Source organism: Methanothermobacter sp. THM-1 (genome assembly GCF_009914355.1).
GTDB lineage: Archaea > Methanobacteriota > Methanobacteria > Methanobacteriales > Methanothermobacteraceae > Methanothermobacter > Methanothermobacter wolfei.
Window position 1 is genome coordinate 136,515 of the sequence record NZ_CP044013.1, and the last position, 16,082, is coordinate 152,596.

At 47.4% G+C, this 16,082-nt stretch carries 20 protein-coding genes; 1 reads left to right on the plus strand and 19 read right to left on the minus strand.

Translation table 11 applies throughout. From position 1 onward, the window contains the following. Positions 1-40: 40 nt before the first annotated feature. The 15 genes from FZP57_RS00665 to FZP57_RS00735 all read right to left on the minus strand — a co-directional run bounded on the left by FZP57_RS00665 (position 41) and on the right by FZP57_RS00735 (position 8,919). On the minus strand, positions 41-1,303 hold the full coding sequence (locus FZP57_RS00665; RefSeq protein ID WP_074358319.1) for a GAF domain-containing protein: 1,263 nt from the start codon (positions 1,301-1,303) through the stop codon (positions 41-43). Positions 1,304-1,390: 87 nt separating this feature from the next. Next, the gene (gene ftsY, locus FZP57_RS00670; protein ID WP_191216322.1) at positions 1,391-2,491 is read right to left on the minus strand and encodes a signal recognition particle-docking protein FtsY; all 1,101 of its coding nucleotides are present in this window, start codon (positions 2,489-2,491) and stop codon (positions 1,391-1,393) included. Continuing rightward, a complete protein-coding gene (pfdA, locus tag FZP57_RS00675) occupies positions 2,492-2,917 on the minus strand; it encodes a prefoldin subunit alpha (protein ID WP_074358321.1) in 426 nt (141 codons plus the stop codon). 4 nt (positions 2,918-2,921) lie between these two features. Then, positions 2,922-3,152, minus strand: a complete 231-nt coding sequence (gene rpl18a, locus FZP57_RS00680; protein WP_074358322.1) for a 50S ribosomal protein L18Ae — start codon at positions 3,150-3,152, stop codon at positions 2,922-2,924. Positions 3,153-3,154: 2 nt separating this feature from the next. Beyond that, positions 3,155-3,823: a translation initiation factor IF-6 gene (locus FZP57_RS00685; RefSeq protein WP_074358323.1), complete on the minus strand. Its 669-nt coding sequence runs from the start codon at positions 3,821-3,823 to the stop codon at positions 3,155-3,157. Positions 3,824-3,838: 15 nt separating this feature from the next. Beyond that, positions 3,839-4,084: a 50S ribosomal protein L31e gene (locus tag FZP57_RS00690; protein ID WP_191216323.1), complete on the minus strand. Its 246-nt coding sequence runs from the start codon at positions 4,082-4,084 to the stop codon at positions 3,839-3,841. Between the two features lie 11 nt (positions 4,085-4,095). Further along, complete coding sequence (locus FZP57_RS00695) at positions 4,096-4,251, minus strand: 50S ribosomal protein L39e (RefSeq protein WP_074358325.1); 156 nt, start codon at positions 4,249-4,251, stop codon at positions 4,096-4,098. Next, a complete protein-coding gene (locus FZP57_RS00700) occupies positions 4,252-4,854 on the minus strand; it encodes a hypothetical protein (protein WP_074358326.1) in 603 nt (200 codons plus the stop codon). It lies immediately after the preceding gene. A gap of 9 nt (positions 4,855-4,863) precedes the next feature. Further along, complete coding sequence (locus FZP57_RS00705; RefSeq protein WP_074358327.1) at positions 4,864-5,199, minus strand: DNA-binding protein; 336 nt, start codon at positions 5,197-5,199, stop codon at positions 4,864-4,866. Positions 5,200-5,228: 29 nt separating this feature from the next. Beyond that, positions 5,229-5,666: a 30S ribosomal protein S19e gene (locus FZP57_RS00710; protein ID WP_191216324.1), complete on the minus strand. Its 438-nt coding sequence runs from the start codon at positions 5,664-5,666 to the stop codon at positions 5,229-5,231. A 10-nt stretch (positions 5,667-5,676) separates the two neighbouring features. Beyond that, on the minus strand, positions 5,677-5,910 hold the full coding sequence (locus FZP57_RS00715) for a YhbY family RNA-binding protein (protein ID WP_074358329.1): 234 nt from the start codon (positions 5,908-5,910) through the stop codon (positions 5,677-5,679). Next, positions 5,843-6,307 (minus strand): ribonuclease P protein component 4, encoded by a 465-nt coding sequence (locus FZP57_RS00720; protein WP_370518328.1) that lies wholly within the window; start codon positions 6,305-6,307, stop codon positions 5,843-5,845. Before FZP57_RS00720 ends, FZP57_RS00715 begins: the two co-directional genes overlap by 68 nt. Before the next feature lie 88 nt (positions 6,308-6,395). Then, positions 6,396-6,920 (minus strand): adenylate kinase family protein, encoded by a 525-nt coding sequence (locus FZP57_RS00725; protein ID WP_074358330.1) that lies wholly within the window; start codon positions 6,918-6,920, stop codon positions 6,396-6,398. Then, positions 6,920-7,696, minus strand: coding sequence for a sulfide-dependent adenosine diphosphate thiazole synthase (locus FZP57_RS00730; RefSeq protein ID WP_074359684.1), 777 nt, complete (start codon positions 7,694-7,696; stop codon positions 6,920-6,922). The genes FZP57_RS00725 and FZP57_RS00730 overlap by 1 nt, the downstream gene beginning before the upstream one ends. A 128-nt stretch (positions 7,697-7,824) precedes the next feature. Then, positions 7,825-8,919 (minus strand): GTP-binding protein, encoded by a 1,095-nt coding sequence (locus FZP57_RS00735; RefSeq protein ID WP_074358331.1) that lies wholly within the window; start codon positions 8,917-8,919, stop codon positions 7,825-7,827. 131 nt (positions 8,920-9,050) lie between these two features. Between FZP57_RS00735 and FZP57_RS00740 the strand changes: the two genes are divergently transcribed. Next, positions 9,051-9,428 carry a CBS domain-containing protein gene (locus FZP57_RS00740; protein ID WP_074358332.1) on the plus strand — a complete coding sequence of 126 codons (378 nt, stop codon included), beginning with the start codon at positions 9,051-9,053 and terminating at the stop codon, positions 9,426-9,428. 194 nt (positions 9,429-9,622) lie between these two features. On the opposite strand, the gene FZP57_RS00745 is transcribed toward FZP57_RS00740, so the two are convergent. The 4 genes from FZP57_RS00745 to serB all read right to left on the minus strand — a co-directional run bounded on the left by FZP57_RS00745 (position 9,623) and on the right by serB (position 16,072). After that, entirely contained in the window at positions 9,623-12,160 is a 2,538-nt protein-coding gene (locus tag FZP57_RS00745; RefSeq protein ID WP_074358333.1) for a dolichyl-diphosphooligosaccharide--protein glycosyltransferase subunit STT3, read from the minus strand. A gap of 84 nt (positions 12,161-12,244) precedes the next feature. Further along, positions 12,245-14,383, minus strand: a complete 2,139-nt coding sequence (gene topA / locus FZP57_RS00750; protein WP_074358334.1) for a DNA topoisomerase I — start codon at positions 14,381-14,383, stop codon at positions 12,245-12,247. 18 nt (positions 14,384-14,401) lie between these two features. Then, positions 14,402-14,587 carry a hypothetical protein gene (locus tag FZP57_RS00755; RefSeq protein ID WP_074358335.1) on the minus strand — a complete coding sequence of 62 codons (186 nt, stop codon included), beginning with the start codon at positions 14,585-14,587 and terminating at the stop codon, positions 14,402-14,404. A gap of 9 nt (positions 14,588-14,596) precedes the next feature. Then, the gene (serB, locus tag FZP57_RS00760; protein ID WP_074358336.1) at positions 14,597-16,072 is read right to left on the minus strand and encodes a phosphoserine phosphatase SerB; all 1,476 of its coding nucleotides are present in this window, start codon (positions 16,070-16,072) and stop codon (positions 14,597-14,599) included. Positions 16,073-16,082: the final 10 nt, after the last annotated feature.

Below are 16,082 nucleotides of genomic sequence, written 5' to 3' on the forward strand. Positions count from 1 at the left end.
CCTTCCAGTGATCTGAGGATGGGGATTAGATCTTTTAAGGCTAATTCAGTCTACCTTCACATTCCTCAAGCCTCTTACGGGTCATGATGCATTCAGTGATATCATTTAAAAAGACTGAAACGGTATCACCGCTCCGCACAGCCCGGATGCTCAGGAATCTGGTTGATTTTCCATCAGAATATTCAACGCAGTCCATATCATGCACTGTACCATCCTCCAGGTTGCAAATCTCTGAAACCTCCTTTTTCATGAAATGGGTTACATCCCTCAGTTTCTTTCCTACGGGTTCCTCATCCAGGAGCATCCGGCGTGCTTCCATGTTGATGTCCATGATGACGGGTTCCTCATCCATCTTTAGGGTTAAAATGCCTACCGGAGAGTATTCCCTGATATTTTCCAGTCTTTCCATCTCCTTCTTTGATTCAAGGTAGAATGAGATGTCTCCAGCTAGTTCCATCAGGAGCTCAACTTCCTCCTCATCGAAGGCATCCCTTTCCCTGGAGTACACTGCCAGTGATGCAATGGTTTCACCGCTGACGGTGAGTGGAAGACCGATAACTGAGAGGAAACCCATCTCAACAGCTTTATCCCTCCAGGGATTGAACCTGGGATCATCCTCAGTGTTCCTAATGATGACTGGTTCTGATCTTCTAATGGATCCGCCTACCGGACCGGCACCGTACTCATCATCACCCCAGCTGACCCTTATTGAGTCCAGGTAGCCCTCATGGAATCCGTATTCTGCAATGGGATGCACTGATTTTTCTTCATCATGCTCCGCCAGACCTATCCAGGCCATCCTGTAGCCGCCAACCTCAACAATGATCCTGCATATCTCATTTAAAAGTTCATCAGCATCCTTTATCCTGACTATTGCCTGGTTGCAGTCACTGAGCATTCTAAGGGCCCGGTTGAGCTTTTTAACCTGTCGGTCACTTCTGTGTCTGTGGATGGCCATTTCAATGGTAAAAACGAGTTCCTTCTCATCGAAGGGTTTTATCAGATAACCGTAGGGCGATGTATTCCCGGCCCTCCTCATGGTGGTCTCCTCTGAATGGGCTGAGATGAAGACTACCGGCACTTCAAGGTCTCTTATCCTCTCTGCAACTTCAACACCGTCAATGTCCCCCTTGAGGACTATGTCCATTAGGATAAGGTCCGGTTCATGTTCCCTTGCAAGTTCAATGGCGGAGGGACCGTCATGTGCAGTTCCAACAACAGTGTAACCCCAGAACTCGAGTTTTCTCTGGAGGTCCATTGCTGTTATTGCCTCGTCTTCAACAAGGAGTATCTTGGCAGACATTCATCAACCCGCTATGGATGAAGGTAAGAATAAAGGCTTATAAAAATCTTTTCATGAAATTGCAGGGCATGTGCATGTCTTAGCTGGTTACGTGAATAACTGGTTAACCATCCATTCAGGTCTGAATTCCATGAGGTCATCATATCCCTGACCTGTCCCTAGGAATATTATTGGTTTCTCGATCATGTATCCTATGGAGAGGGCCGCGCCTCCACGGGCATCGGCATCGGCCTTTGTAAGTATCACGGCATCTATACCGACAGCTTCATTGAACTTCATGGCCTGCTCAACAGCATCGTTACCTGTGAGGGCATCACCCACGAATACTATGAGGTCCGGTTTGACAACCCTCTTTATCTTGGCCATTTCATCCATGAGGTTAATGTTGGTCTGCATCCGCCCTGCAGTGTCTATAAGGACAACATCCTTTCCCTGTGCCTTTGCATGTGAAACGGCATCAAAGGCGACTGCAGCCGGATCAGCACCCTTCTGATGGCTTATTATCCTGATACCCAGTTTATCTGCGTGGTGGGATATCTGTTCTATGGCGCCTGCACGGAAGGTATCGGCGGCTGCTATTACAGGTGTAAGTCCCCTTTTAAGGAAATAATTAGCAACCTTTGCAATGGTGGTTGTTTTACCGGTTCCATTTATCCCCACAAACATTATAACAAGGGGTTTTCTGGTTTCAATTAACTCATCAAGGTCCTTACCTTCGACACTGAGGACATCGGACACGGCACCTTTAAGTGCTTCAAGGGTGTACTCGGATATCTCGGTGCTCCTTTTCACCTTTTTACCAACTAGCTCCTCCCGGAGGTCTGAGGTGATCTTTTCAGCCACATCAAGGGCAACATCACTTTCAAGGAGCGCCATCTCAAGTTCCCAGAGAACATCTTCAATATCCTTCTCGGATATCTTCTTTTCCCTGAAAAATGAAAATATGCCTGAACCACCCTCTTCTTCAGAAGCAGATTCCTCTTCTACGGGTTCAGTAGGGGCTTCTGTTTTTTCAGGAGCCTTGGTCTCAGCTTCAGGAGTTTCAGACTTTTCCTCAGAGGTTATGGTCTCGGCTTCATCTACAGTCTTTCCTGTTTCAGCAACCTCTTCAGGTTTATCCTTTGATGAGACCTTTTCAGTGATCTTGCCAACGGTTTTGCTGAATTTTTCCTTCAGAGATTCAAACACTTACCCTTCACTTCCCCTTACCTTTTTAAGGAGTTCCTCGGCCTGAGGAGATAGCTTCATCATGATTTCTGTTATCTTGCGCAGATTCTCACCCATCTTCTGAAGGGTTGCCTCAAGTTCCTTTTTTTCATTTTCAACTGTCTTCAAGGCCTCATCAACACTTTTCTTTATGGCAACCCCTGCACCAACGCTCATAACTATGTTCTGGGTGTCCTTTAATTCAGCGCTGATGAATGAACCGGCCCCGACCGGAACAAGAGTCTCAGAGCCATCCTTTCCCTGGATATCATTGATGGTCTTCTCAAGGATCTCCAGTTCGCTTATGGTCGCCCTGACGGTCTCCATCTGCTGCTGGATGAGCTCCGCCTGGCTCTGGTATATGTTGAGCTGGTTCACTATCTCCTCAAGCTTCTGCTGGTCTTCCATGGGATCACCTCTGGACCAGCGCCTTGACAACGGGATCCTGGACGTCTTCAGGGGATATTTCCTCTATCTTCTCAATTTTAACCTTGCTTCTTGGAACTCTGTGCTTGCTTCCGAACTCTGAGTAGAGTTTTTCATAGATTTCCTCTTCCTTTATGGCCTTGAGTTCCTTTGTGAAGGGCTGTAGCTTTTCACCCATCAGAAACTTTCCTTTAACTCTAAATATCTTTGTCTTCATTTTCATCCCTCAAGAAAACCTAAAGCTTCTTCTATTCTTGCAAGTTCAGGTCCTGTGGTTTCTTCACCCACAAGGACTCCGTTTGAATTCGCCGCTGAACATGCACCCACAAGTGTAACTCCATGGTTAACGGTGCCTACATCTGCAGAAACGTCAAGAGCACCCTCTATGATCTCCATCTCCTCCTTGGAAACATGGGGATGGAGCAGCGCGCCACGGTTTGTGGCAGCCCCAACTGATCCTATGATATTGAGGCCTGCGACTGTGGATACTTCAACATCAACCTCCAGCACCTTCCTTATGACGTCAACTGAATCCTCTGAGAGGAGCGGACTTACAACTGCACCGTTGTCATTGGCCAGTACAAGGTTCCCGACGGCAGTGAACCTGTCAGGAATCCTCATAACTTCAAGCCCGGCACCTGCAAGGGCTTCGATTTCCCTGTCCATGGTCTGATTTGAGACTATGAATCCATTTGAATTTCCCACTGAAAGGGCACCGTTGAGGCTGCTTCCGCTGATGGATGCCCTGAGAACCTCGACATCAAGGGCTTCCCTGAGGGCATCCTCGAATTTTTCAGGGGTATTCTGAGGTACCAGGGCAACGCTATCGGTTACAGATATGTAAACTCCCAGATTAGGATTTCCGCTGAGGTTGATCCTTCTAATCATAATCCACCATCATTTTTATTCTTCGAGTGTGGCTTCAACGACACCGTCTTCATCCTTAACGGCCTTTACCTTTATCTTTGGAGGAATCTTCTGGATTCCCCTCTCCCATAACTTCTCGTTGATTGAAGCGTCAAGCCTGACGGTCTCTGCCTTCATATGCTTCATGAGGAATTCACGGACAATCTTAACTGCCTTGGGTGCCCTGATTGTCCTTGGAACATTCTTTGCCTTTCTGAGCGGTATAGTGTAGATTCTTTCCATGAAAAGTCCTCCTAAACTTTCAGTTTTGTCCTTCTCCAGTGTCTCATCTTTGGATGGCTTCTAACCTTGTAGTTGGTTTTAACCATCACCCAGGCAGGCACCCTCCGGTTCTGCCTGTTAGCCTTCGCCATTCTAAGTTTCCTAGCAACATGTTTATTTCTACTCATTCAGCATCCTCCTGATTGTGATTGTCTCCACCCGGTTACCCGGGTCTGGAAGTGAACTGGGAAGAATGATCCTGATTCATAGCCCATCTCATCCATGAGGCATCTGATCTCAACCTCGTAATCGGAGCTGTTATCAATGCTGCTCTCCTCCTTTTTCAGAGTAAAGAGCATGGATGAGAGTCTGTTGATGGTTTTATAACCCAGACCATTAAGGTTTATGTATTCAACACCTTTACGGTCTTCAAGACTTCTTATTTCATCCCTGCTGAGCTTGGGGGTTCTATCGTCACGTCGTGTGCCGTCAGCAACTATATCATACTCATCCGCCACAGCTTCAATCACCGCGCGGTGTATCATGTTTATGCCGTTATTGGGGAATCCATCATGGATCACTGTCTTGGCTGCATCTTCAAGGACTTCACCGTCGAGTCTCAGGACGCGGTGGGGAAATCCAAGGGATTCTGCAGATTTCAGGGCGGGTTTCCATGATTCATGAACTCCAAAGTTTGCTGTTACGAGTTCGGGGCGGATACCCATCCTTTGAAGCATCACAGCCATCAGGGAACTGTCTTTACCTCCACTGTAGAGTACGCAGGCATTCATTTTATCAGATCATACTCTGCTGATCTTTATTTCCCTCTTTTTGCCGGTGACTTTCTTCAGCAGCTCCTTCAGCTGTTCATCGGTAATCTTTGACCTCACACGCCCCATCTGGGCCAGCTGTATCAGCTGGAGTTCTATCTGTTCAACGAATTCGGGCCTTGTAAGTCTGAGGTTGGCCAGGCGGCTGCGGGCTTCAGGTGTGAGTATCTGCATCAGTATCTGCTTCTTCTGCATTTCAAACTGCTGACGCATCTCTCTCTGAGCTTCAGCCTCCATATTCTGCTGCTGAGCCCTCTGCTGGAGTTCCAGCATCTTTTTACGACGTATCTCTTCGAGGTCTGTCAATTAAAAACCTCCCAGGCCCACAGTTTCTATCAGTATTTCTCAAGTCCTTCAACTTCTTTCTTAACCTTTTCAGCAGCCCTGTCAAGGAATGACTGACCTTCAGGGGTTATAACTCTTCCACCATCTTCCTTTTTTATGAAGCCTGATTCCTCAAGCTGCTGAAGGGCTCTTCTTATTATTGCACCGCTTCCCCTTCTGAATTTCTCAGGACGTGAACCCCTGTCCTTCTTACCACCATAATGTGTCCTGAGACTGTTAACACCCACAGGACCATCAATGTAAACTCTTCTGAGGAGGGCGGCTGCCCTTACATACCACCAGTCTGGGTTTTCAGGTCTTCTTTCCTTGTGAACACCTGTTTTAACAAAGTTAACCCATTCAGGGGACTTAACCTTACCTTCCTTTTTCAGGTCCTCTGCAACCTGGTTTATAAGCAGATCTGCTGGCACATCATAAACTGTAGTCATATTTATCCTCCTAAGATCTTTTTTTGAAAATTATTGCCACATTTCCTCTTAAATCTATGAGCTTAGAATTTGTTTTTTCAACAATCTCGGTAATATAACTTTCTTTTTCAGAGGCAACCGTCCTGGCAAATCTTACCTTTATCAGTTCTTTAGCCTTCAGCTGTCTTCTAATCTCTTCAATAAGGCTTTCGCTCACCCCTGCTTTCCCCACATTTATTGTGAGTGCTGACAGGGATCTGTTCATCAGTTCCTTTTTTGTTGGTGTAAGACTCAATTTTATTTCTCCTTTTCTCCTTTTTTTCCTCTGTATAGGGGAGCCTCATTATATGGCCGCACTCGAGGCACCTAAAAATAACCCTTCCCCCTGTAACACGCACAGTGCAGTTGGCCCCTGGCCTGAGGAACCTGTAACACTTCTTACAGAACCTCCTCCTCCACTTCCGGGGCATCCTTATCCTGTACTTCTTTGATATGTTCCTTGCGATTTCAGTGTAACGATGTGACCTTTGAGGGTTGGCCTGGAATTCATCCTCGGCCATCCTGAAGAGGATGTCTATTCTCTCTTTACCTATCTTCAGCATCCATCCTGGTCTTTTTCCCCTTCTCAAGGTCAGTCCCTCATAACGGAATAGAACATCCATATCTTGCACATTAAGGTTGAGCCACTAACTTAAGCACAAGAAGAATATTATAACTGGTTTGTGTTTCCATCTTTAAAAAGCTTTTCCATCAACCCATAAGCCAGTCTGAAAAATCAACATCACCCGGGGCGTAGCCTTCATCACCATCAAGGATGTCCATGATGATGTCCGCAACCTCTTCAGGTGTTTTACCAGTCGTATCAACTTCCCTTACTCTTTCACCGTGAATTTCATGGGCTTCAACGGTACACACATCCAGTGCTTCGGCCTCAAGGTTCTCCTGCACCTTATCCTCAGGGTAACCCCTCATGAGAAGCCTCTCCCTGAGGACCTCAGGGTCAAGCCTCAGTACAATCACTGCATCGCATTTCCTGCAGAAATGGGAGAGGTGACCTTCCAGCACAGCCTTTCCTGTCAGATACCTTTCAACAGACCGGCAGAGACCCTCAATGTCCACTTCAAGGTAGCCCCTCAGGGGGTCACGTCCAAGGAACAGCCCCTCCCTTTCTGCGATTTCATTAACTGATACTACACTGAATCCCCTTTCCCTGAGGAGTCCGCTAATGGTGGTTTTACCCACCCCGGGAGTGCCTGTGATGCAGATAAGTGACATTATTTGAGCCTTTCAATTATCATATCCGCAACCCTTTTACCTGAGACAAGCATGCCCCCGAAGATGGGCCCCATCCTCGGAGCACCGTAGACAGCGTTACTGGCCATCCCTGCAACATAGAGGTTGGGGTAAACTTCCCTGGTGTTCTCTATGAGGGCTGCTTCACCGGCATCGGCCCACATTGACCTCTCTCCCTGTATCCTCCCATCGGGGGTGTTGAGCTGGGGCCCGATCTTTCGTTCAACAACCCTGACTATTTCACAGTCATGGCCGGTTGCATCTATCACGGCATTCGCCCTCACTGTGAGGGGGTCAACATGGAGGCCTGCCATTTCAACCGAGCTCCAGTTAAGGACGAGGCCTGTTATACCCTCATCGCGGATCATGACATCCTCTATGCTCATGAGATTGAATATTTTGAGGCCTGCCTTGCATGCCCTTGAGCAGAGGGTTGCGGTTGCCTCCACGGAGTCGGCAACATGGTATCCCTCATCGTAGGGTTCTGTTCTGACACCGAATTCATCAAGGATCTCCTTACCATCATCCTGGACAACGATCTTGTTGAACATCATACCGCCGCCCCACATCCCCCCGCCGATGGAGAGCTTCCTTTCGAAGAGCGCAACCTTCAGCCCTGCCTCTGCAAGGTAGTAACCTGCGGTTAGCCCTGATGGACCCCCACCGCCGATGGCAACATCCATATCAAGGTAGTCGAGGAGTTCCTCCATGTATCCTTCCACAATGGCTCTTGAAATTTTTATATCATCCAGCTTCATTTTAACACCGTTATCTTCAAGTATTCCATGATCTTTCAGCAATCGGGTTTGCAATCTTTATTATTTTTATCAGTGATAACATTTTTTCTGAATTTAGGACTCATTATTTCTTCACAAGTCTCAGGCCACTATTTTTTTATTATGATTCTCAGCACATCCTCATCCCTGAGGACATGGTCGAGTCCAACCTTCTGACCGTCAAACTTGACCGAACTACCCCAGACCCGGGCATGTCTGAACTTGCGCAGGAAGTCCCGGTGGAGCTTCTGACACACATCGGCAACGGTGGAGCCCTCCTTCACAATCAGGGGTTCATCATAATCAGCCTTCTCTCCCTGGGGTTTCATGTATATCCTTATCAGTCCAAGTCTGTCGAATATTTCATCCTTCAGTTTATCAATGTTAAGGTGCTTGTCTGCAGATATGAACAGGGCATTGGGGAACCTTTTCCTTATCTCCTCAAGGTAGGATTCATCCACAAGGTCAATCTTGTTTATGACCTTCAGGGTGGGTATATAGACCCTGTTTGCCTCCAGCACATCTATGAACTGATCAACCGTTATGTCCTCCCTGATGAGGACATCGGCGTTATGTATACCGTACTCATTGAGGACGGATCTTATGATCCTTTCATCAAGGTGTGTGAGTTCCACTGTGGAGGATAGTTTCACCCCTCCCAGCTTCCTTCTTTTCACGGTCACATCGGGCGGGGTTTCATCGGGCCTTATACCAACATCCCGCAGTTCCCTCATTATTATGTCCATGTGCTCTGTGTTGAAGACATCAAGTACGATGACTATGAGGTCGGCGCTCCTGGCGACTGATAAAATTTCACGGCCCCTGCCCCTTCCACGGGAGGCCCCGGTTATTATCCCTGGTATGTCAAATATCTGTATCTGGGCACCCCTGTATTCCATGACGCCGGGCACTATTTCAAGGGTTGTGAACTGATACTCACCGACCTTTGACTCTGCATTTGTGAGTTCATTGAGGAGGGTGGATTTACCTACTGAGGGGAAACCTATAAGAACGACCGTGGAGTCCCCTGACTTTTTAATGTGGAAACCCCTCCCCTTTCCAGATGAAGTCCTCCTCTGAAGGGCCTCCTCCCTTAAACGCGAAATTTTCGCCTTCAACTTACCTATATGGTGTGCGGTGGCCTTGTTGTACGGTGTTTTCTGTATTTCCTCTTCTATTTTTTTAATTTTCTCTTCGATATCCATAGGACTCACATGAACATTGTTGAAGTGAGAGAAGAATCAGCATAATCATTTAGTGTTTTCTACTGTCCCTGTTAAATATTTTTCCCCGACATTTTTATAGAATAAACTTCATAATATATCAAGGTGATTTTATGAGGGTTGAGGATGTTATGGTTACAGATGTTGATACTCTGGATATAAATGCTAGCCTGGAGGATGTTCTAAGGAACTATGTTGAGAACGGGAAGGGCAGCTCGGTTGTTGTTAAGGACGGCGCCAGGGTTGGTATTGTGACCACATGGGATGTGCTTGAGGCCATTGCTGAGGGTGATGATCTTGCAGAGGTTAAGGTATGGGAGGTCATGGAGAGGGATCTTGTGACGATCTCCCCTAGGGCAACCATAAAGGAAGCCGCTGAAAAGATGGTTAAGAATGTTGTCTGGCGACTCCTTGTTGAAGAGGATGATGAAATCACAGGGGTGATCAGCGCAACAGACATACTGAAGGCAAAGATGGCCAGGCGCTACTGAAACCATTAACCCACTTTAACGGACCACCTTCAGCAGATGAACTACTTCATTAATCATTCTGGCAGTTGATGGTTTACTATTTTTTGTAATAGAGTTAGATGGGCTTTTATTTGAGTCAGTTGTTAGAACAGGATAAGAATCTTGTTTGTTTTGTGACCTGTTAGATCAGATTCCCTTAATAAAAAAAATAGGGTTTATGCTGCTGTCCATAGCAGCACACCAGGCTCCTGGTGCAGGAACCTGAAGGATGTCTGGTTGAACCCACCAAGAAGGAACAGCTTTGTGAAGATGGAGTCTTCCAGTTCCCGGTTCATTATCACGGTCGTGTACTGGTTGTTGCTTCCAAGGACTATCAGGCTTAACTGTGCATTGCTGTCAACCACCTCATCCCTGACAAGGAGGTTACCCTCAATTATAACCAGCTTGTGCGGTTTGATCCTCTGGACTGTCCTGTTGTTGCCTATTGCTATCGTTGCATTGGTTGTGTTGTCCCTTTTCTCTATTATGGTACCTACAAGGGCGTCATCAACTGCGGTGTTAACTGTCTGTATGACCGTTGTATTGTTCACCACCTCAGGCTTTGAACTTCCCAGTGAGGGATAGTATCCGTACCTTGACCCTGTTTTCTTCTCAAAGTCCCATGTTCCAAAGTAGGTCCACCATGGGGCCTTCCCGAGCATATCTGAACTTAATACCAGCACAAAGGGTTTTGGCTTTGATGGGTGGGAGTACTCAAGCACCTTTTCTGCCTGGGCCTCTGTGAGGCCATAGCGTGAAACCATAACGTTCTTCGCCTCATCCCGTGGGACTCCAAGGGTGGCTGTCAGGATCTCTGCGGTTTTTCCACTGTCATTGGTGTAGTTATCAAGGGTCTCATAGGCAAGGTCGCCACTTGATGATAGCATCCTGAGTATGCCCAGTGAAAGGGTTTCATTGCTCGTTGTAAGGGCCTTACCTATCCAGTATGCCCTGGGAGTGTTCTGCGATCCTCCGTCAAAGGTCACGGGTCGGTCTGCAGCGACGGCAAAGAGGTGTCCGAAGTCCCACCATGACATTACAACAGTTTCACTGCTGGTGTTCTTTTTGATCCATTGCATTGAGTTCCACATCCCGTCGTCTGTACCCGGGACCACTGAGGATGTCATTGAATGGGCACCGCTCACTGTTGGAGCAACAACAGCAAGGGTTACAAGGATCATCATGATGGGGGCCCTTATCTCTGGCTTCCTGAGGGAGTAGACAAGGCCAACCCCGATGACCCCTGCAAGGAGTTTAATCGCCACAGAAACACTGAAGGGAAGTGCAATGACAACTGCGGCTATGAATGCCACAAGGGCAACCGATGTGGTTGTCTTCACACTGTCCCTGAGGTATTCAACAAGGAAGCCAGTGAATATCCCTGCTGAAAGGCCAAGGGGCACAGCAAAGGTGGGTATGAACCTTGAACCCTTGGTAACGGCATAACCTGACATTATAAGCCAGACAGCCATAAGGACTGCGTAAAGGAGGTATCTGTGCCTTTTCTCTTCATCTGACACCCCCTGGTTTTTCAGGGGTTTCATGAATTTGCTTTTCTTACCTGCCTTCAGCCCGCTGCCTCCGGTCTTTTCAGGTACCCTTTCGGGGCTCCTGTACTTCCAGAGGAGGGAGGCCACACCCAGGAGGCCTGCAATGAATACCATGATTCCACCAACACCACCGACAACCGTGCCCTGCCCTGGCATGAGGCCGCTCTTACCACCTGCTATGAACTGGGGCACCTGGAGCTCTGATACAGACACGTATACATTGGGGTATGCGGTTGTCTGGGCGGTTGCCTGTATCTGGGTGGCGCTGAAAAGACCTGTGATGGCACCTGCAAGGTTTGAAAACCCTCCAAACACTCCGATGAGGATTCCTCCAGTCAGTAAGAGGACTACGAGCGGGAAGAGTTCCCTCTGATGTGTCAGCCATTCAAGTTTTCCAGTGTAACCCTCAACCGGTTTTTCCCTAAGGATGTACCTTGAGATCAGGAGATAGATTGCAACGAAGGCAACCAGCACAGCAAGGTAGAATATGTAACCCACCCATGCAGCTGAGAATACCAGTATGGTGAGGGCCGATGCAATGGCATAGGCTGTCTTCTTCTTGATGTCAGTGGCCAGGATGCTCTCGGTGAAGAACCAGAATACCAGCAGTGGCAGAACGATGTTGAACATGTCGGTGTCAAAGAAACCTGCATAGGTGTGTGCAACGTAGGTGGGGATTAAACCCACAATTATCCCTGCAGCGATTCCACCGTAATCATTGGTCACCCTCCTCACAAAGAGGTAGGCTGGAATAACACAGAGGGACCCTATAAATGCCCCTATCCAGAAGGCCACCTCCCTGAGGCTGAAATCCCCAAAGAGGTTAAGCAGCCGGTATGCTGCTGCGGTGGTGTAGACTATGAGGGGGGGATAGTCAACGGGTCTTCCGGGAGGATAATATGAGTGCAGGTCATAAGCCCTGCCGTTTACAAGTGTGTCCCCGAGTATTCCCCTGTTAATATAATTCATGGTGAGCCTGTAGTTGTAGTAGGAGTCCATCTCACTGAAGTAGGGCAGACCATCAGGACCGGTGTAGAAGTCCTTGCCATCAGAGGGGACTCCCCCGAGGTTAACCGCCTCAGCCCTTATATAGAATGCAAGGGCAAAGAGGGCAATGATGATCAGGACCGGCTTCAGTTTTTCAAGCACATTTCTGATATCCAATTTCACCGCCTCTCGTATGGTAATAAATTTTACTCATTTAAGGTGTAGTATATTTCAAGGATGGGAGCATATAAACTTTGACCTTTAGTCAGTGTCAGGGCAGTCATCAACCGAGCAGGTGAAGCGGCACTTTGGAAATCCCTTACAACCCACAAATTCTCCGTAACGACCCGAGCGTTTTATGAGGTCGGATCCGCATTCAGGGCACTTTCCAACGATTTCTTCGCCTTTAATTTCCTTTTTACCGCATTTAGGATTCAGACAGGCCCTCTGCCGCGGCTTCCCGAAGGATATCATCGGCAGGCCACATTTCTCGCATGGAGTTTTAAGTATACTTGCACCCCTGGGGAGTGAATATACGACCCTGCAGTCGGGGTAGCCTGAACACCCCACAAAGGTGCTCTTGTTTTTCGGGGAATATTTTATAACAAGGTTCTTACTGCATTCAGGGCATTCACCCACAACGCGGCTGTCCTGGTAGGCCCTGTAGAGGTCCCTTCCAATTTCCTTCATGTTACGGTCTATATCCTTGAGTATGGATTTAACCTCTTCAATAGCCTCCTCAATGACCCTGTCACGGGTCACACCCCCCCTCATGATCTCCTCAAGTTCCCTTTCAAACTGCCTTGTCAGTTCCTCGTTCGTGATCTTTTCACAGTACTTTGTTAGGGTGTCTATGAGGTTCTCACCGAGGGGGCTTACATGTATCTTGCGACCCTCAATGTACTTACGATCATAGAGCTTGGCTATTATATCTGCACGGGTTGACTTTGTACCGAGACCCCTCTTCTCAAGTTCCCTTATCAGTGAAGCCTCATTGTACCTGGCAGGAGGTTTTGTCTTCTTCTCCTCTGCAACAATCTCCCTGACATTTATGATGTCGCCCTCCTTCAAGTCGGGGAAGACGTCGTCCTCTATTTTTGTGTAGGGGTAACTGCTCATCCAGCCCCGTCTGCTGACCCTCCTCCTTGAAAAGGTGAATTTTTCATCTTCAATTTCAAGTTCGGTCTTCATGGTCTCGAGGATGGCGTCATCTCCAAATACACTTATGAAACGGTGGACAATGAGGTCATATATCCTCTTATCATCCTTTGAGAGTTTGGTGGGGATGACTCCTGTGGGGTGAATTGCAGGGTGTGCTTCATCCTCCTTTTTACCCTCATGGGGTTTGAGGGGTCTTTTAAGTTTATCAATATGTTTCTTGAATTCAGAGTTCTTTGAGAGTTCACCGAGTATTTTATCGTAACCTATACTTTCAGGGAGTTTCTGGGAGGATGTTCGCGGATAGGACGTGTAACCCTCGGTGTAGAGGTTCTGGGCTATGGTCTGGGTCTTCTTGGGGCTGAAACCAAATGCACGGTAGGCCTCAGACTGCAGTGTACCAAGGTCGAATGGAACCGGGGGCTTCCTGATGGTCTCCTTTATCCTCACACTTTTTACCGATGCATCGGCGCCCCTGCACTTTTCAAGGATCTCTTTGACGGTTTCCTTCTGGAATATCCTGCCCCTGCTGCTTTCCGCAACCAGGTCAGGCTCAAGGAGGGCCTTTATAATCCAGTAGGGGACGGGTTCAAACTCCCTTATCTCCTTTTCCCTTTCAACGAGTATTGCAAGGGTCGGTGTCTGCACCCTCCCTGCCGAGAGCTTTATGAATCTATCGGTGGCCTCCTTAACTGACTTCATAAGGGACCTTGATATGTTCACCCCAAAGATGAAGTCAAGTATGTGCCTGGCAGCACCGCTGTCAACCTGTCTGTAGTCGATTTCAATGGGGTTCTCATAGGCCTCCCTTATCTCGTCCCTGGTGAGGGTTGAGAACTTCATCCTCCTGGCCCTTTCAAGGGCTTCATCACCACATCCATATTTAAGGGCGTTGAAACCGATAAGGGTCCCTTCTATATCGTAATCGCAGGCATGGATGTAGCGGTCAGCGTCAGAAGCGAATTTTTTGATTACGTTAAGGTAGTCCCTGACGTAGGCCTTCTTTTTATCAATCTCATGGATGGGCACCCATTCAAGGTCAAAAAAATGTTCAGCACGGGGGTTTTCAGGTTTAAGGGAGTAAAGGTGTCCCACCGCAGACACCACCGTCACCCTTTTACCATCACCCTCATATTCCCAGTAGGATACCTTTCCATGTTTTTTGCGTTCAGCATCCGGAAAAAGAGCCCTGGCGATTTTTTCAGATGATTTCGGCTTCTCACATATTATGACTTCGTGCATCGTACCACTCAGACACCTTCACCGGTAGAATCCATAGAAGTCACTGCAGTAGCTGCACATGGGATACTTTCCATAGTGGTAGTGGCTTGAATCATCGGCGTTTATGTTGAATTTTTTATGGCATATGAAGCACTCTTCTATTTTCTCATCAGATGAAGACCCGCTGTCCTTTCCTTCTTTATCTGAGGAATTATCGCATGACATCGGAGACCCCTAAACGATCCTGTGCTTCTGGAGAAGAAGAAGTTCCTCCTTTGAGAGTTTTTTACCCTCTTTGAATTTTTCGTATATCTCCTTAGCCTTCTCCTTTTCCTCAAGGTTCTTTTCCCTGTCAGCCCTTCTTTTAACATTCCGTGACCTGGACCTGAGGGCGTTGATCCTTTCATTTATCTGTTTTATCTCACCCAGGGTTGATTTGAATTCTTCATGCTTCTCTGAGGCCATCCTGCGGAATTCCAGGAATTTTTCATGGGCTTCATCGGCTTCCTTACGGATCTCATCGGTTTTCTTGAAGTACTCCAGCATCTTTTCATGGTATTCCTGGGCCTCCTCTGAGAGGGAAACAACCTTCTCATGGTACTCCTCGGATTTCTTCTTGAGCTCCATGGCTTTTTCGCGGACTTCCTGGTCTTCCTGTATCTTCATGAGCTTTTTACGAAGTTCATTGGCTGTTTTAACAAGCTCGTTTTCCTTGTTTATGTCAAGGACCCGTGTTTCAATGATCTTGTCTATCCTCTTGATCTCGTTCTCAATTTTTATCCTGTCACGGCCCCCTGATGACCATTCAAGTTTCCTTATTTCCTGATTTATCTGGTCCCTGAGTTTCTTATTTTCTTCAACCTGGGCATTGATTTCATTACGTTTATCCCTTAATTCAACGGCCATGTTCAGGGTTTCTCGGAGCTTGCTGTTGAGTTCATCCCTGCGCTCCTTCATCTCACGGGCTTTCTCGTTGAGTTCATCCCTTTCAGAGGCTATGGATGATAATTTTTCTTCATACTCGTTTTTGAGGTCCATCACTTCATCATAGCTAAGTTCCTTCAATTTGTCATCAGACTCTACAGCTTTTTCAATAATTGGCAGTATTTCTCTAAGATCCTTTTTCTCAACAACGGCATCAGCCTTCTTCTTGAGGGCGGGCTTTGCATTGAATGCTATTCCCAGCCTCACAGCCTCTATCATGGATATGTCGTTGGCACCGTCGCCCACGGCAACGCACTCTTTATGGGTTATGCCCTCCTCCTCAAGGATACTGCAGAGGACGTCATACTTTGAGTTTTCCACCAGGGGTCCGCTCACTTCACCGGTGAGGACACCGTCTTCTTCATGGAGCCTGTTACAGAAGAGGTAGTCGAGGCCCAGTTTATCCTTCAGGGGTTCTGCCACAAGGTCAAAGCTTCCGCTTATAACCGCGACACGATATCCCTTTTCTTTAAGGGCCTTTATGGTCTCCTCAGCCCCCTCCATAAGTGGTAGTTTCTCTGCAACTGACTTTATCTCTTCAACTGATGTGCCCTTGAGGAGCTGGACCCTCTCCTTTATGGAGGTTTCAAAGTCTATATCACCCTGCATTGCCTTTTCGGTGATTTCCATTACTTCCTCTTCGACACCAGCAAGTTTACCTATCTCATCTATGGCTTCGGCATCAATAATGACATTGTCAAGATCAAAAACTACAAGTTTAATCAAAAATATCACC